We start from the raw sequence: 14,776 nt of genomic DNA on the forward strand, positions 1-14,776 counted from the left end.
GGTCGGCGACTGCGCGCCAAGGCCGTATCACTTTGCGAGACTGCCCGGTCGGGATCGCGCCTACGCCGCGGGGGTGCGTCTGGCGGTGAGCAGCCGTTCGACGCCGTCGGCGGGCAGTTCGGGAGTGGTCCCGCCGAATACCGGGCACTGGGCGTGGTAGGCGCACCAGTCGCACAGGCGGGAGCGGTGCGGGGCGAATTCGCCCGCGGCGGCGCAGTCCTCCACCTCGTCCCAGATGCGAGCCAGCTTGGTCTCGGTGGTCTCCAGCTCGGGAAGCCGCGGATCGTGGGTGAGGGTGCGGCCATCCTTCAGGTAGACGAGCTGCAGGCGTGATGGGGCCCGTCCGCGCAGACGCCAGAGCACCAGGGCGTAGAAGCGCATCTGGAACAGCGCCTCCTCCTGGAAGCGCGGGCCCGGGGACCGGCCGGTCTTGTAGTCGACCACGCGCATGGCGCCGTTAGGGGCCACGTCCAGGCGGTCTACGAAGCCGCGCAGCAGCAGCCCGTCGCGCGTCTCCGCCTGCACGAACAGCTCCCGCTCGGCCGGCTCCAGCCGCGTGGGGTTCTCCAGCTGGAAATAGGCACCGACCAGTTCGCGGGCCTCATTCAGCCAGGGGTCGACCTGGGCGGGGTCCGCGAACAGGGCCATCACTGCGGGGTTCTTCTCCCGGTGCGCCTCCCACTGGCCGGGCAGCATCGCGAGCGCGGCCTCGCGGGTGCGCTCGCGGGCCGGCAGGTCGTAGAGCCGCTCCAGGATCGCGTGCACGAGCGTTCCCTTATGGGTGGCCAGGGAGCCGGGCTCCGGGATACGGTCCACGGTGCGCAGGCGGAACAACAGCGGGCACTGCATGAAGTCCTTGGCCCGCGACGGCGACAGCGCTGTGCGCCCCGAGCCGCGACGGTTGCCGCACCCTCCGGGACCCGTGGCACGGGCGGAGTCACCAGGGCCCGTGGGGCGCACGCCGTCGGCGGTCGGTACGGCATCGACCTTGGTCGTCACGGCGGGTGCGGCGTCGGGCCGGCTGGGGTGTTCACTCATGTGGGCGAACCTACCGCCGCCCGGCGACATGAATGGGACTTGGACGGTGGGCCGTCCACAGCCACCGCCTCGCCCCCTGTCGTGAGCCGCCCCTGTGGACACCGGAGCAGCCCCCCGACATGAACCTATTGACAGGACAAACTGTGGGACCTATGCTTTTTGTCACAGAATCGTCTACGCAAAGGAGCGGCTATGGGCGAGGTGGTGTTGGAGGCGCGTTCGATCGCCAAGTCCTTCACGGGGGCCAAGGTCCTGGACGACGTGTCCCTCGACTTGCGCAGCGGCGAGGTGCATGCACTGATGGGGGAGAACGGTGCCGGGAAGTCGACCCTGATGCGGATCCTCATCGGCGTCCTGCGAGCCGACGCCGGTCAGGTGCTGATAGACGGCCGCCCGGTGCGCATCGGCTCGCCCCGCCAGGCGATGGACCTGGGAATCGCCATGATCCACCAGGAGTTCAACCCGGTGCTGGACATGCGCGTGTACGAGAACATCTTCATCGGTCGTGAACCGCGCAACTCCCTGGGGCTGGTGGACCTGCGGCGCATGCGTCGGGAGGCAGTCGAGCTGCTGAAGTCCATGGAGGCCGAACTGCCGGTCGATGCCTACATGCGCGAACTGTCCGTCGCACAGTGCCAGCAGGTCGAGATCGCCAAAGCGCTGTCCGCCCAGGCGCGGGTCGTCATCATGGATGAGCCAACCTCCGCGATCACCGAGGATGACGCCGAGAACCTGTTCGCACAGATCCGGCGTCTGCGAGACGCAGGGGTCGGCATCATCTACATCTCCCACAAGATGGAGGAGATCTTCCGCATTGCCGATCGCATAACGGTGCTGCGCGACGGCAGGCACGTAACCACCGGCGATGCGTCCGAATTCGACGATGCCGCCTTGATCAGGTCCATGGTTGGTCGCAGTATCGACGACGTCTTCCCCAAGCGGGAGGTGTCTGTGGGGGAGCCCGTCTTGGAGGTGCGCCATTGGAGCGTACCGAGCCGGGTGCACGACGTCAGCCTGACGCTGCACGGCGGCGAGATCCTCGGCATTGGCGGGCTCGTGGGCGCGGGCCGATCAGAGTTGGTGGAGTCGCTGTTCGGATTCGGGCGGCACTCGGGTGGCACGGTGCTGCGCGACGGTCTTCAGGTGCACCTGAAGCGGCCCGCCGACGCCATCGGGCACGGCATGGCCCTGATCACCGAGGACCGCAAGCGCACCGGCCTGAACCTGAGTGGCACGGTGCTGGAGAACGTGACGCTGCCCTCCCTGGAAAGGCTGTTCCCCGGCGGCCTCATATCTCCCCGGAGGGAACGGCGAACGGTGAGTCATTACATGCAGTCGCTGCAAGTCAAGGCGACCTCACCGAACCAGTACGTCGTGGAACTGTCCGGCGGCAACCAGCAGAAGGTCGTACTGGCCAAATGGATGCTGATGCAGCCCGATGTAGTCATCTTCGACGAGCCCACCCGCGGCATCGACGTTGGCGCCAAACACGACATCTACGAGCTGATCGGCGACCTGGTCGAACAGGGCAGGGCGGTCATCCTCATCTCCTCCGAGATGGGGGAGCTGATTGGGCTCAGCGATCGAATCATGGTGCTGGCGGAGGGCCGCTGCACTGGAATGCTGGAACGCTCCGAATTCTCACAGGAGGCGATCATGGAGCTCGCCTCGCGATTCGAAGGATGAATCATGAATGCTGTTATGCAAAGGCTCAGAGGCTGGTCCGTCCGCGACGCGGGGATCCTGGTCGTATTCATCGCCCTGGTCTTCGCGTTGTGGCTGGTGTCTCCTGGGCACCACTTCCTCAGCGTGAACAATGTACTGCTGATCCTGGTCCAGACCACGATCAACGGCATACTCGCAATGGGGATGATGTACGTCATCATCTCCGGGGAGATCGATCTGTCGGTCGGCTCTACCATCGCGCTGGCCGGAGTGGTCGCCGCCATGCTGGCGCACCCCGGTGAGTATCCGGTCGTGGTGCCGATCCTCGCGGCTCTGACAGTGGGCGCGCTGGTGGGACTGCTCAACGGAGTGGGCGTCGCCTATGGCGCGATCCCCTCATTCATCGTCACCCTGGGCACCATGACCGCAGTACGTGGGCTTGCGCTGATCGTCTCGGGCGGTGCCCCCGTCTTCAACGTGTCAGCCACTTTCGAGGCCGTCGCCAGCGTGAAGATCGGGCGCTTCCCGGTGATGGCGATCTATCTGGTGGTCATCTTCGCGATATGCGCCTTTGTGCTGAGCCGGACTGTATACGGCCGGCGCGTCTACGCCGTGGGCGGCAATCCGGTCGCTGCCGAGGTCTCCGGCGTCAACGTCAAGCGATCCAAGGTGTCGGTCTTCGTCATCGCCGGCCTGCTGGCGGGCTTCTGCGGGGTATTGCTCGCCTCGCGTACGATCAGCGGCTCGCCCACGGCGGGCGAGTCATACGAGCTGGATGCAATCGCCGCCGTCGTTATCGGGGGCGTGTCCATGTCCGGCGGGCGCGGTCGGGCCTCCGGGGTGCTCATCGGGGCACTGATGATTGCGGTGATCGCCAACGGGCTCGACATCCTCGGGATCGATGCCAACTTCCAGCGGCTGGTCAAGGGCGCCATCATCGTGGCGGCGGTGCTCCTGGACGTCAAGGCGCGGCGGCGTAGCTGAGCCGCCCGGTATCACACTGCGAACAGGAGAAGAACTATGAAGCGCGTAGTAGCCGTTCTCGGTGCGCTGATGGTGGCCGCGTCCATGGTCTCGGCCTGCACACTCGGCGCGACCGACGGACGCTTGCGGATCGCACTGGTGATGAGTCATATGACCAATTCGTTCACCACGACGGTAGCCAACTCGGCCGTAGCCGAGGGCGAGGAGCTCGGTATCACGGTGACCGTTTTTGACGGCAACAGCGACGCAGCCACGCAGATCAGCCAGATCGAGTCCGCCGTCGCACAGGGGTACGACGGCATCCTGGTCGAACCCGTTTCCAAGGAGGGCATCGCGCCGGGGCTCAAGGCGGCCAATGAGGCGGAGATTCCGATCGCGACCATCGTGCAGCAGGCCGAGCAGCAGGAACGGGCCGCCTCCTACATCGGCGGGGATGACACCGCTGCGGGCAAACTGCAGATGGAGAAGGTCATTGAGGCGATCGGTGAGGAGGGTGCGATCGCCGTCCTGTACGGCCCCATGGGATCGGACGGGCAGTTGCAGCGCAAAGCGGGCTACGACGCGGTGCTGGCGGAGCATCCGGGCGTGAGCGTGGTCCTGGAGCAGACCGCCAACTGGGACACTGCCCAGGCACTCACCGTCACTGAGAACTGGCTGTCTACCGGCACCCGTATCGATGCGATCGTCGCGCAGAACGACTCGATGGCGTTGGGCGCACTCAAGGCACTGACCAATGCTGGCGAACAGGGTGACGTGCATGTGTCCGGCGTTGACGCCACGGACGACGGCGTTGCATCCATCCGCAACGGTGGCATGGCCGGCACTGTCTCCCAGGACACGGCCGGCATCGGACGACTCGCGGTCGACACCATGGACAAGCTCATTAAGGGCGAGACGGTCGAGGCCGTCAACTACACCGAGGCGGTTTGGATCACGGCCGACAACATCGACACGCTCGACTCAGACGGCTGACCGCGAATTAGGGGCTGGATCAGCGACCGACTCCTGAGAACGTGCGAGTCGTTTACGCAGCGCCCGCCGATAGGGTCGGCGCATGACCGCATCTGTCGCCCGACGCCGTTCGGACTCCTGGACGCTGTTCACGCTCGGCGGCGCGCCCGTCGTCGTCGCCCCCACCTCGCTCCTGCTGGGCCTGCTCATCGCCGGCAGCTGGTACCCGGTGGTCTCCTCCGCACTTGCCGGCCATGGCGCCATCACCGTGCTCGGCACGGTCGCCGCCACGGTCTTGGGCGTGGGGGTGAGCGTCCTGATGCACGAGCTCGCCCACGGCGCGGCCGGCACGCTGCTGGGGCGCCGACCGGTGCGATATGAGCTGTACCTGTGGGGCGGGCGCACCAGCTTCGGCCCCTCCAGCCGGTGGCGCCCCTGGAAGGACGTGATCACCTCCCTGGCCGGACCGGCCGCGAACCTGACGCTGTGGACCGTCGGGCACGGTCTGCTGGACCGGATCGAGTCCGCGCCCGTGTTCGTTGCGGCGTGGGCGCTGACCTGGGTCAACCTCGCCCTGGCCGTCTTCAACGCCCTGCCGGGCCTGCCGCTCGACGGCGGACACGCGCTGGCCGCACTGGTCGAGCAGCTGACCGGCCGGCGCGTTCTTGGTCAGCGTCTGGCCGCCGTCGGTGGGCTGATCGTGGTCGGCGGCGTCGCCTGGCGCTGGATTCTGGCGCCGCTGCTGGCTGGCAGGCAGCCAGACGCTTTCAGCCTGTTCTTGGCAGTCATGATCGCCGGGCCCATCGCCACCACCTCCTGGCGAGTCCTCGGCCTGGGCCGAGGCACCCGCGCCGCCGCCCGACTCGACCTGCGCACCCTGACCCGTCCGGTCGCCGTCGTCCCCGCTGACACGCCCCTGACCGCCGCGCGCGAGCAGCTCGACGCCGGAGCCGGGCTTGTACTCGTCGCTGAAGGCTCCCGGATCCTGGGCACGCTCGACGCCCCCGCCCTAGCCGAGCTGGAGCGTTCCGGCCTGCCCGACGCCGCCGCGGTCGCGGTCAGCCAGGTATGCACCGTGCTGCCGGCGGCCGCCGTGACGACCCAGGCCACCGGGCAGCCGGCTGCAGATGCCCTGGCACGGGCGCGCACGGTCTCTCGGTGGTTGGTGCTGGTGGAAGGGGGACGCGTCGCCGGCGCCGTCCCCACCGGGGCCCGCTGAGCCCGGGAGGGGGACTGCGCGGGCATTGGCGCGTTGAGGCATGGGGTGCGGGCCTTGGGGAGGTGGCGTTGGGTACGCCCCTTCGGTGTCTGCTACGCCGGTTAGACCTGTGCTGTAGGCTCCAGAGCCCTTCAACAGACAACTAACCGGCGTACTAGAGCCCTAACCGGCGTAGTAGACGACCCCGGGCACGGGCACACCGCCGGCCCCACCTCGCAGCCCAAGCACGCGTGCGGAGCACCCGGCCAAAACCTACGGCGCTGCGCGCTGCCACGAACGCCGCCAGCACCCGACCCAATCGCAGGCAACATCGCCGCATCCTCAAACACGAAGCGCCGTTTATGCTGCTGCCATGACCGACGTCGATCCAGTTGCCCGCGACGCCGACGACCGCTACTTCGCCGACAACCGCGCCAACTGGGACGATCGCGCGGTGCTGCATGAGGCCAGCGGCTACGGCATTGCAGAACTGCTCGCCTCCCCGACCGCTATCACCGCTGAAATAGCCCCAGACCGCGAGCGCCTGGGCGACCTGAGCGGCATGGACGTCGTCCACCTCCAATGCCACCTCGGCCTGGACACGGTGAGCCTGATCCGGCTGGGCGCTCACCGGGTGGTGGGGCTGGACCTGTCGGGCGAGTCGCTGCGCCGTGCCCGGTCCATCGCCGGGAGAGCCGGCGCCGACATCGAGTTCGTACAGGCAAACGTCTACGACGCCCGGCGGGCGCTGGCGGGGGACTTCGACCTCGTCTACACCTCCCTGGGGGTGCTGTGCTGGCTGCCGGACGTGGCGGCCTGGGCCCGCGTCATCGCCTCACTGCTGCGACCGGCGGGTCGCCTGGTACTACGTGACGACCACCCGATCCTGCAGGCAGTGGGGGATGACACCACTCATGGTTTGACGCTCCACGAGCCGTACTTCCAGCGCACCGACCCCATGACCTGGGAGGACGAGGGCTCCTACATCGAGGCCGCCGACGGTGCTCCCGTCGTCACCCACCCGGTCAGTCACCAGTGGAACCACGGCGTCGGCGAGATCCTCACCGCCCTAATGGACGCGGGCATGGCGCTGGACGAGGTGACCGAGACCCGCTACTCCGCCTGGTGCCGCTGGCCCGAGCTCATGGAGCGCTGCCCGCAGGGCTACCGCTTCATTGATCCGGCGCTGCGTGACATGCTGCCGCTGCAGCTCGCCGTCGTCGCCCACCGGCCGAACTGAGTCAGTGACCCCGGTGGTGTTGCTTGGCCCGGCGACGGCGCTGCTCGTAGCGGTCCTGCTCGCGGCGACGCCGGTCGGCGGCCGACGCCTGTGCCCGTGCGGCACCCTGCTCCTCGCGTGCCCGCGCCAGCGCCTCCTGCGATGCCGTCGACGGCGCGTGCCGGGACGCCTGCTGGGCCGGGTTTTGCGGGGTCCCGCGGGGGAGCGGCGCCATCCGGACTTCCTCCGGACCGTGCAATTCGTGCAACCGGGTCGGCGCCCACGGCTGGGGCGCCGATGACAGCGTAACGCCAACGTCGCCGGGGCTCACTAGACTCGGGCCCGATGAGCGAGCAGACCACTCCCGCCGTGCAGCCGCGCGTAGCCACCCAACAGGTGCTGGGGCAGGCCGGACGCCGCGGCCCCTTCCGCTATGGCGAACGCGTGCAGGTCACCGACTCCAAGGGCCGTAAGCACACCTTCGTGCTCGACCCCGGCGGCTTCTTCCAGTCCCAGCGCGGCAGCTTCTACCATCGCGACGTGGTCGGCCGCGACGAGGGCACGGTGATCACGACCGAGTCCGGGCATGAGCTGCTGCTGCTGCGACCGCTGCTGGCGGACTATGTGCTGTCCATGCCCCGTGGCGCCCAGGTCGTCTACCCCAAGGACGCCGGCCAGGTAGTCGCCTTCGCAGACATCTTTCCCGGTGCCCGAGTGCTGGAGGCGGGGGTGGGGTCCGGCGCCCTGACCATGAGCCTGCTGTCCGCCATCGGGGAGGGCGGCCACCTGCTGTCAATTGAGCGGCGCCATGACTTCGCGGCGATCGCCGCCTCCAACGTCGATGCCTGGTTCGGCCGCCACCACCCCGCCTGGGAGCTGCGCACCGGTGACTTCGCCGACGTGGTTGCCGCCCATGTCGCCGATGCGAGCGTGGACCGGGTGGTGCTGGACATGCTCGCCCCCTGGGAGAACATCGACGCCGCCGCCCGCGCGCTGGTGCCCGGCGGCGTGTTCCTCGCCTACGTCGCCACGGTCCCGCAGCTGTCACGCACCGTGGAGGCACTGCGCCACTCCAGGCGCTTCACCGAGCCTGAGTCCTGGGAGTCGGCGGTACGCAATTGGCACGTCGACGGCCTGGCCGTGCGCCCCGACCACCGCATGGTCGCCCACACCGGCTTCCTGATCTCCGCCCGCCGCCTCGCTGCCGACTCCGCCCCGCTGGCCCGCAAGCGTCCGCCCGCCCGCGGCGCCTACGACGACGCCGGCTACTGGACCAGCGAGGACGTGGGGGAGCGCACCAGCACCGACCGCAAGGTCCGCCGCGTGCTGCGCGACTGCCGGGCCAAGCAGCCCGAGGACGCGACCCCGGTTCAGCCGGGCCCTCCCGGACCGCAGGAGCCGGAACATGAGTGAACCCCAGCCCCTGGGCATGCCCGCGCGCGACTTCACCAGCCATCAGCTGCGCGAGGCCCGCGCCGAGGCCATCAGCCTGTCCGCCAAGAACGAGCGCCTGGTAACGGCCCTGAACGCCGCCCGCGAGCGCATCGCGGAACTCGGCACCCAGCTCGACGCCGTCACCCGCCCGCCGCTCACCCTCGGCCTGCTCACGGGCCTTCCCGGCCCCGCCGAGGTCGACGTATCCCTGGGTGGGCGGCAGCTGCGGCTGGGACTCCACCCCGATTTGGATGCGGCCGAGCTGCGGGTGGGGCAGCGCGTGGCCGTCAACGACCAGATGCTGGTGGTCGGCGCCCTGCCCGTGCCCGACACCGGTGAGGCCGTTACCCTGGACGAGGTGCTGGCCGACGGCGGCGACGCCGCGGCCGTCGGCGGTGAGAGCACCGCGGTGCCTGCGGCCCGCGCCCTGGTCACTACCGGCTCCGGCGCCACCCGCGTGGTGCGGCTGGCCGGGCACCTGGACGCCGACGCGCTGCGGCCCGGCGACACCCTGGCCGCCGACCTGCGCGCCGACCTGGTAACCGCCCGTATCGCCCGCACCAGTGTCCAGCAGCTGGTCGTCGCCGAGACCCCGGACGTGTCCTGGGACGACATCGGCGGCCTGGGCCCGCAGATTCAGCAGATCCGCGACTCCCTGGAACTGCCCTTCGCACATCCCGAGCTGTACCGCGCCTACGGGCTGCAGGCCCCCAAGGGCATGCTCCTGTATGGTCCGCCCGGCTGCGGCAAGACCCTGATCGCCAAGGCGGTCGCCACCTCCCTGGCTCGCTCTACGGGTGCCGGTGTCCACGACGCCGCCTTCCTGAACATCAAGGGCCCGGAGCTGCTGAGCAAGTTCGTGGGCGAGACCGAGCGGCAGATCCGCGCCATCTTCGACCAGGCCCGCAAGGTCGCCGCCGAGGACCGGCCGGTGGTCATCTTCTTCGACGAGATGGAGGCCCTGTTCCGCACCCGTGGCAGCGGTGTCTCCTCCGACGTGGAGACCATGATCGTGCCGCAGGTCCTCACCGAGATCGACGGCGTCGAGTCGCTGAACAATGTGGTCATCATCGGTGCCTCCAACCGGGAGGACATGATCGATCCGGCGATTCTGCGGCCCGGCCGCTTCGACGTGAAGATCCGCATCGACCGCCCCGACGCCGAAGCTGCTGCGGAGGTCCTCGGCAAGCACCTGCGCTCCGACCTGCCCCTGGACCCGGCGGAACTGGCTGCGGCCGGAGGCGACCGGGAGGTAGCCGCTGCGGCGATGCGCCGCGCCGTCGTCGCCGACCTGTACGCACGCACCCCCGAGCGGGCCGTGCTGGAGCTGACCTACGTCTCCGGGCGGCGCGAGACCCTGTACCTGGCCGACTTCGTCTCCGGCGCGATGCTCGCCGCCATCGTCGCCCGCGCCAAGACCGCCGCCATCAAGGATGAGCTGGTCGGCGGGGACGGCGGCCTGTCCACCGGGCGGCTGCGCGCGGCGGTCGCCGTCGAGGCCCAGCAGAACGAGGAGATCACCGCCGCCACCGCCCCCGAGGCCGCCGGCCGCGTCGTCGGCCACCGCGGCGAGGCGATCCACGCGGTGCACCGGATCCAGGAGGGGCGTGAGGGTTCATGATCACACCGGAGAACCACCAGTACTCGGAAGGCGCGGCATTCGGGCCGGTCCGCCGCCCCGTCGGCCTGGAGACCGAGTTCGGGGTGCTTGAGCCGGGCAACCCCTACGCCAACGCGGTGGTCATGGCCAGCCGGATCGTCGCCGCCTATGGCGCCGTTGCGCGCCCGGCGGCCGGCACCAGCGCGGTCGTGCGCTGGGACTACGAGGGCGAGGATCCCCTCGCCGACCTGCGCGGCGGCCGCCTGGAGCGGGCCGCCGCCCACCCCAGCCAGCTCACCGACGACCCCGATCGGCCCGCGCCCGCGGGCGACCTGCCCCCGGCCCCGTGGGGCACGCGCCCGCGTCCCAGTGCTGCGGAGGCCGCCCTGCCCCAGGCCAGCACGGCCGTACTGACCAATGGAGCGCGCCTGTACGTGGACCACGCCCACCCGGAGTACTCCTCCCCGGAGGTACTCACCCCCCGCGACGCCCTCGTATGGGACCGGGCCGGGGAGGTGATCGCCCGCCGCGCCATGACGGCCCTCGACCCGGCTGCTGGGGAGGTCGTGCTGTACAAGAACAACGTCGACGGCAAGGGCGCCGCCTACGGCTCCCACGAGAACTACCTGGTGCGCCGCGACCTGCCCTTCGACACGCTGGCCGCCGCCCTGATCCCCTTCCTGGTGACCCGGCCCGTATTCGCCGGGGCCGGCCGGGTGGGCATCGGGCAGCGCAGCGAGCGCCCCGGCTTCCAGATCAGCCAGCGCGCCGACTACGTGGGTACCGACATCGCCCTGCAAACCACCTTCAACCGCCCCATCGTCAACACTCGCGACGAGCCGCACGCCGACGCCGCCCGCTTCCGCCGCCTGCACGTGATCAACGGCGACGCCAACCGCTTCGATGTGCCCATCTACCTCAAGGTCGCCACCACCGACCTGCTGCTTTGGTACCTGGAGCGCACCCACGACCGCGGCCAGGGCCTGGGGGCGCTGACCGACCTGCGCATCACCGCCGACCCGGTCGAGGAGCACTGGGCGCTGTCCCACGACCCGACGCTCACGTACACGCTCGCCACCGCCCGCGGCCGACTGACCGCACTGGAGATCCAGCGCGCTCACCTGCAGGCCATCACCACCGCCCTGGGCGAGGACTACGGCGGCACCGACGCCGAACATGTCGGCGCCGAAACCGCCCAGGCGCTCGCCCTTTGGGACGAGACCCTGGAGGCGCTGGACGCCTACGCCGCCGCTCACGGCACCCCCGCCCAGCCGCAGGCCACCGCTCGGGCCGCACAGCTGGTCGAATGGGTCGCCAAGCTGCAGCTGTGCGAGGGATTGCGCCGGCGCTCCGGGACCGACTGGGGCGACCCGCGTCTGGCCGCCGCCGACATTCAGTGGGCCGACCTGCGTACCGGCCGCGGGCTGGCCGAGAAGCTCATTGCCGCCGGCCGCACCCGCCGCCTGGTCACCGACGCCGAGGTGGAGGCCGCCGCCGACCGGCCGCCCGCCGGCACACGCGCAGCCGTCCGCGGCACAGCCGTGGCCGAGCACGCCACCGTCGTCGCCGCCTCCTGGACCAGCCTGGTGCTGGACATCCCGGGGCGGGGCGAGCTCCTGCGCCTGCCCCTGCCGGACGCCGTCGCCGTCTCGGAATCAGAATCGGCCCGTATCCTGGATGCCGTACGCGGCGCCGTCACCCCGGAAGAACCCCTCGAGTCAGGAAGTGAGGATCCCGCATGAGCCTTAACGAGCAGATCCAGCCCGGCGCCGTCCCCGACGACGCCGCCGCGCCCGTGGCGCCCGCCGCGGGGCACTCCCAGACCGCCGGGGTGGACGACATCCTCGACGAGATCGACGCCGTCCTGGAGACCAATGCCGCCGCCTTCGTCCAGGGATTCGTCCAGAAGGGCGGGCAGTGACGGTGACGGCCTCCCCGGCCGCAGGCTCCGGCCGCCGTCCCCCGGCACGGCGGATCATCGGCGTCGAAACCGAGTACGGCATCACCTGTGCCTCCACGGCGGGCGGCCCCCCGCCGCTGGACGCCGATCACGCCGCTCGGGAGCTGTTCGCGCCCCTGATCGCCCGCGGACGCTCCTCCAACGTCTTCACCCGCGGCGGCGCGCGCCTGTACCTGGATGTCGGCTCCCACCCCGAGTTCGCCACCGCCGAATGCGATCGCCTGGCGGACCTGCTCGCCCAGGATCGTGCGGGCGAGCTGACCATGGCGGACCTGGCCGCTCAGGCCAACGCCCGCCTCGCCGCCCAGGACGTGCCCGGCCGCATCCACCTGCTTAAGAACAACCTCGACGCCGAGGGCACCGGCTTCGGCTGCCACGAGAACTACCTGGTGCGCCGACGCGGCGATTTCTGGAATGACGCCCGCACCCTGGTACCACACCTGGTCACTCGGCAGATCCTGGTCGGTGCCGGGCACATCCTCACCGACCCCGCCGGCAGGCGCCCCGCCCGCTATGCCTTCTCCCAGCGTGCCGACCAGATGGAGGACGCCGTATCCTCCGCGACCACCCGCTCCCGCCCGCTGATCAACACCCGCGACGAGCCTCACGCCGACGCCGAGCAGTACCGGCGCATGCACGTGATTGTCGGGGACTCCAACATTGCCCAGGGCTCCACCCTGCTCAAGGTCGGCGCCATGGACCTGCTGCTGGACTACCTGGAGGACGGCGGTGACCTGTCCGACCTACGGCTGGCCGATCCCATGCGCGCCATCCGCGACACCTGCCACGACCTGACCGGCACGGTGTCCCTGGAACTCGCCGATGGGAGGACCATCAACCCGGTAGACCTGCAGGCCGAGCACCTGGCCCGCGTTAGCGCGCACGCCACCGCCGAACTGGACCTGGACGACGCCTACCGGAAAGTACTGGACCTGTGGGAGCGGGGCCTGGAGGCGGTGCGCTCCGGGAACCCGGCGCTGGTCGCCACCGAGCTGGACTGGGCCGCCAAGTACCAGCTGCTGAGCCGCTACGCGCAGCGTGCCGGTACCGGCCTGGATGATCCGCGCGTGGCCCGCCTGGCCCTGGCCTACCACGACGTCGACCCGAACGACGGACTACGAGCGCGACTCGAGGCCGCAGGGCTGCTGAGCCGCATCATCGACGAGGACGCCTGCCGCGCCGCCGTCTGTACCCCGCCCGCGACCACCCGCGCCCACCTGCGCGGCACAGCGGTCGCCCGCGCCGAGGACCTGCGGCGCGACCTGTCGGTCGACTGGGTCAACCTCAAGCTTGATGATGGTCGTAGCCGCCCCGTGGCCCTGCGCGACCCCTTCGCCGCCGTCGACTCGCGCGTGGACGCGCTACTGGCCGCCATGGAGGAGCCAGACTCGCCACGCTCTGGCATACTCATTAGCAGCCCATGAGCCAATACACCGACAAGACCACGCCCGTCCCCGCCGCGGGGCCGGATGGCAAGCCGTTGACCCGCCGCCAGCTGCGCGAGCTCGAGCGGGAATTCGAGCGTGCCCGGCAGCGCAGCATAGAGATGCACGCCTCGGCGCCCCCGCCTGCGGTCGTGCATGTCGACGGCGGCCCCGGTGTGCCCACCGCGGTGGTCCCGTCGGAGCAGGAGCGGCAGGAACCGCCCGCCATTACCGGCGCCCAGCGCGCCATCGGCGCAGCCCTGGGGCGGCCCCGTCCCCGCGGGCGGGTCGCCGTCGTACTCGCCGTCGTCGTCATCGTCGCGATCGTGCTGGTGCCGGTCATCGTCTCCCGCCTCGGCGACGGGGGCGAGGCCACGGGCACGGCCACCGGTCAGGTGACCGCGGCGGACGCCCCAATCGACTCCGTCCTGGAGGTCGCCGGACGAGTCGGCTCCGTACCGGTGGTCTCATTGAGTGCTCCGCTGGCGCCGGCCACCTCAGTCACGACCGACACACTGATCGCGGGAGACGGCCGCACTCTGTCCCCTGGGGACGCCGTCCTGCTGTCCGTCTCCACGTTCTCCGGGACCAGCGGTGCGAACACCACCGGCACCCCCACCGGCGTGCGCATCTACCGGGGCACCGTCGATGCCTCTGCTCTTGGCGAGGTGCTCGCCCAGACGGTCACCGGTATCACGGAGGGGTCCCGACTGGTACTGCGCGCCCCCGTGTCGGGCGCCGACGGCGCCGTCGTCACCGAGATCACCGTGGTTGATGTCCTGCCCACCACGGCCTCGGGCCAGGCGCAGGATCCCGCGGACGGCATGCCCGCCGTCACTTTCGGCGACGACGGCAGCGTGTCCCTGTCGATTGAGGGGCTGGCCGCCCCCACCCGGGCTGTCGCCTCGGTCCTGGTGGCGGGCGATGGGCAGCAGATCGACTCCGGCGACGTCATCATCGCCCGCTACGCCTTCGTCACCTGGTCCGACGCCGCCTTGGGCACATCCAGCTACGGCTTCACAACCGTTCCCAGCACGATCGACATGACCAACACCATGGCGGGCATCTCTCAGCAGCTGGTGGATGTGACCGTGGGCAGCCGGATCGTGCTGGCCCTGCCGGCCGATCAGGCCGCCGGTGACGACGCGCTGGCTGTAGTCATCGACATTCTCGCCGTCGCCGCCGACGGCACTGTCACCGACGCCACCTCATCCCCGACCGAGAGCGCCGCCCCCGACGCCGGGGGCGGCATCGTCAGAGTGACCCCAAGCCCCGGCAGCGCCGGCCAGGAGGAGCAGTAGAC

At 70.2% G+C, this 14,776-nt stretch carries 13 protein-coding genes; 11 read left to right on the forward strand and 2 right to left on the reverse strand.

What is annotated here, in order from left to right; translation table 11 throughout:
• Positions 1-60 precede the first annotated feature (60 nt).
• Positions 61-1,038, reverse strand: coding sequence for a RecB family exonuclease (locus tag E4J16_RS05755; protein ID WP_204519957.1), 978 nt, complete (start codon positions 1,036-1,038; stop codon positions 61-63).
• A gap of 192 nt (positions 1,039-1,230) precedes the next feature.
• Between E4J16_RS05755 and E4J16_RS05760 the strand changes: the two genes are divergently transcribed.
• The 5 genes from E4J16_RS05760 (at position 1,231) to E4J16_RS05780 (ending at position 7,076) form a co-directional block, all read left to right on the forward strand.
• The gene (locus E4J16_RS05760; protein WP_136313493.1) at positions 1,231-2,724 is read left to right on the forward strand and encodes a sugar ABC transporter ATP-binding protein; all 1,494 of its coding nucleotides are present in this window, start codon (positions 1,231-1,233) and stop codon (positions 2,722-2,724) included.
• Positions 2,725-2,727: 3 nt separating this feature from the next.
• The gene (locus E4J16_RS05765) at positions 2,728-3,687 is read left to right on the forward strand and encodes an ABC transporter permease (protein WP_204519959.1); all 960 of its coding nucleotides are present in this window, start codon (positions 2,728-2,730) and stop codon (positions 3,685-3,687) included.
• 36 nt (positions 3,688-3,723) lie between these two features.
• Entirely contained in the window at positions 3,724-4,659 is a 936-nt protein-coding gene (locus E4J16_RS05770; RefSeq protein WP_092536324.1) for a sugar ABC transporter substrate-binding protein, read from the forward strand.
• 82 nt (positions 4,660-4,741) lie between these two features.
• The gene (locus tag E4J16_RS05775) at positions 4,742-5,857 is read left to right on the forward strand and encodes a site-2 protease family protein (RefSeq protein ID WP_136313494.1); all 1,116 of its coding nucleotides are present in this window, start codon (positions 4,742-4,744) and stop codon (positions 5,855-5,857) included.
• Between the two features lie 352 nt (positions 5,858-6,209).
• Positions 6,210-7,076, forward strand: a complete 867-nt coding sequence (locus tag E4J16_RS05780) for a class I SAM-dependent methyltransferase (RefSeq protein ID WP_136313495.1) — start codon at positions 6,210-6,212, stop codon at positions 7,074-7,076.
• Between the two features lies 1 nt (position 7,077).
• Here the strand turns inward: E4J16_RS05780 and E4J16_RS05785 are convergent, their stop codons facing one another.
• A complete protein-coding gene (locus tag E4J16_RS05785; RefSeq protein WP_136313496.1) occupies positions 7,078-7,290 on the reverse strand; it encodes a DUF2992 family protein in 213 nt (70 codons plus the stop codon).
• 110 nt (positions 7,291-7,400) lie between these two features.
• On the opposite strand from E4J16_RS05785, the gene E4J16_RS05790 reads away from it, so the two are divergent.
• The 6 genes from E4J16_RS05790 to E4J16_RS05815 are packed head-to-tail and all read left to right on the forward strand — an operon-like array spanning position 7,401 to position 14,774.
• Entirely contained in the window at positions 7,401-8,468 is a 1,068-nt protein-coding gene (locus E4J16_RS05790) for a tRNA (adenine-N1)-methyltransferase (protein WP_136313497.1), read from the forward strand.
• Positions 8,461-10,110, forward strand: coding sequence for a proteasome ATPase (gene arc / locus E4J16_RS05795; protein WP_136313498.1), 1,650 nt, complete (start codon positions 8,461-8,463; stop codon positions 10,108-10,110). The genes E4J16_RS05790 and arc overlap by 8 nt, the downstream gene beginning before the upstream one ends.
• The gene (dop, locus tag E4J16_RS05800) at positions 10,107-11,831 is read left to right on the forward strand and encodes a depupylase/deamidase Dop (protein WP_136193916.1); all 1,725 of its coding nucleotides are present in this window, start codon (positions 10,107-10,109) and stop codon (positions 11,829-11,831) included. Before arc ends, dop begins: the two co-directional genes overlap by 4 nt.
• A complete protein-coding gene (locus tag E4J16_RS05805; RefSeq protein ID WP_136313499.1) occupies positions 11,828-12,010 on the forward strand; it encodes a ubiquitin-like protein Pup in 183 nt (60 codons plus the stop codon). Before dop ends, E4J16_RS05805 begins: the two co-directional genes overlap by 4 nt.
• Positions 12,007-13,473 carry a Pup--protein ligase gene (gene pafA / locus E4J16_RS05810; RefSeq protein WP_240038305.1) on the forward strand — a complete coding sequence of 489 codons (1,467 nt, stop codon included), beginning with the start codon at positions 12,007-12,009 and terminating at the stop codon, positions 13,471-13,473. Before E4J16_RS05805 ends, pafA begins: the two co-directional genes overlap by 4 nt.
• On the forward strand, positions 13,470-14,774 hold the full coding sequence (locus E4J16_RS05815) for an FKBP-type peptidyl-prolyl cis-trans isomerase (protein WP_136193918.1): 1,305 nt from the start codon (positions 13,470-13,472) through the stop codon (positions 14,772-14,774). The genes pafA and E4J16_RS05815 overlap by 4 nt, the downstream gene beginning before the upstream one ends.
• The last annotated feature ends 2 nt before the right edge of the window (positions 14,775-14,776 follow it).

The sequence above is a fragment of the Actinomyces procaprae genome, assembly GCF_004798665.1.
In the GTDB taxonomy this organism is placed as follows: domain Bacteria; phylum Actinomycetota; class Actinomycetes; order Actinomycetales; family Actinomycetaceae; genus Actinomyces; species Actinomyces procaprae.

Excerpts from the sequence above, each read along its gene's own strand:
- E4J16_RS05755 (WP_204519957.1), bottom strand. The coding sequence starts at position 1,038 with ATGAGTGAACACCCCAGCCGGCCCGACGCCGCACCCGCCGTGACGACC.
- E4J16_RS05760 (WP_136313493.1), top strand. The coding sequence starts at position 1,231 with ATGGGCGAGGTGGTGTTGGAGGCGCGTTCGATCGCCAAGTCCTTCACG.
- E4J16_RS05765 (WP_204519959.1), top strand. The coding sequence starts at position 2,728 with ATGAATGCTGTTATGCAAAGGCTCAGAGGCTGGTCCGTCCGCGACGCG.
- E4J16_RS05770 (WP_092536324.1), top strand. The coding sequence starts at position 3,724 with ATGAAGCGCGTAGTAGCCGTTCTCGGTGCGCTGATGGTGGCCGCGTCC.
- E4J16_RS05775 (WP_136313494.1), top strand. The coding sequence starts at position 4,742 with ATGACCGCATCTGTCGCCCGACGCCGTTCGGACTCCTGGACGCTGTTC.
- E4J16_RS05780 (WP_136313495.1), top strand. The coding sequence starts at position 6,210 with ATGACCGACGTCGATCCAGTTGCCCGCGACGCCGACGACCGCTACTTC.
- E4J16_RS05785 (WP_136313496.1), bottom strand. The coding sequence starts at position 7,290 with ATGGCGCCGCTCCCCCGCGGGACCCCGCAAAACCCGGCCCAGCAGGCG.
- E4J16_RS05790 (WP_136313497.1), top strand. The coding sequence starts at position 7,401 with ATGAGCGAGCAGACCACTCCCGCCGTGCAGCCGCGCGTAGCCACCCAA.
- arc (WP_136313498.1), top strand. The coding sequence starts at position 8,461 with ATGAGTGAACCCCAGCCCCTGGGCATGCCCGCGCGCGACTTCACCAGC.
- dop (WP_136193916.1), top strand. The coding sequence starts at position 10,107 with ATGATCACACCGGAGAACCACCAGTACTCGGAAGGCGCGGCATTCGGG.
- E4J16_RS05805 (WP_136313499.1), top strand. The coding sequence starts at position 11,828 with ATGAGCCTTAACGAGCAGATCCAGCCCGGCGCCGTCCCCGACGACGCC.
- E4J16_RS05815 (WP_136193918.1), top strand. The coding sequence starts at position 13,470 with ATGAGCCAATACACCGACAAGACCACGCCCGTCCCCGCCGCGGGGCCG.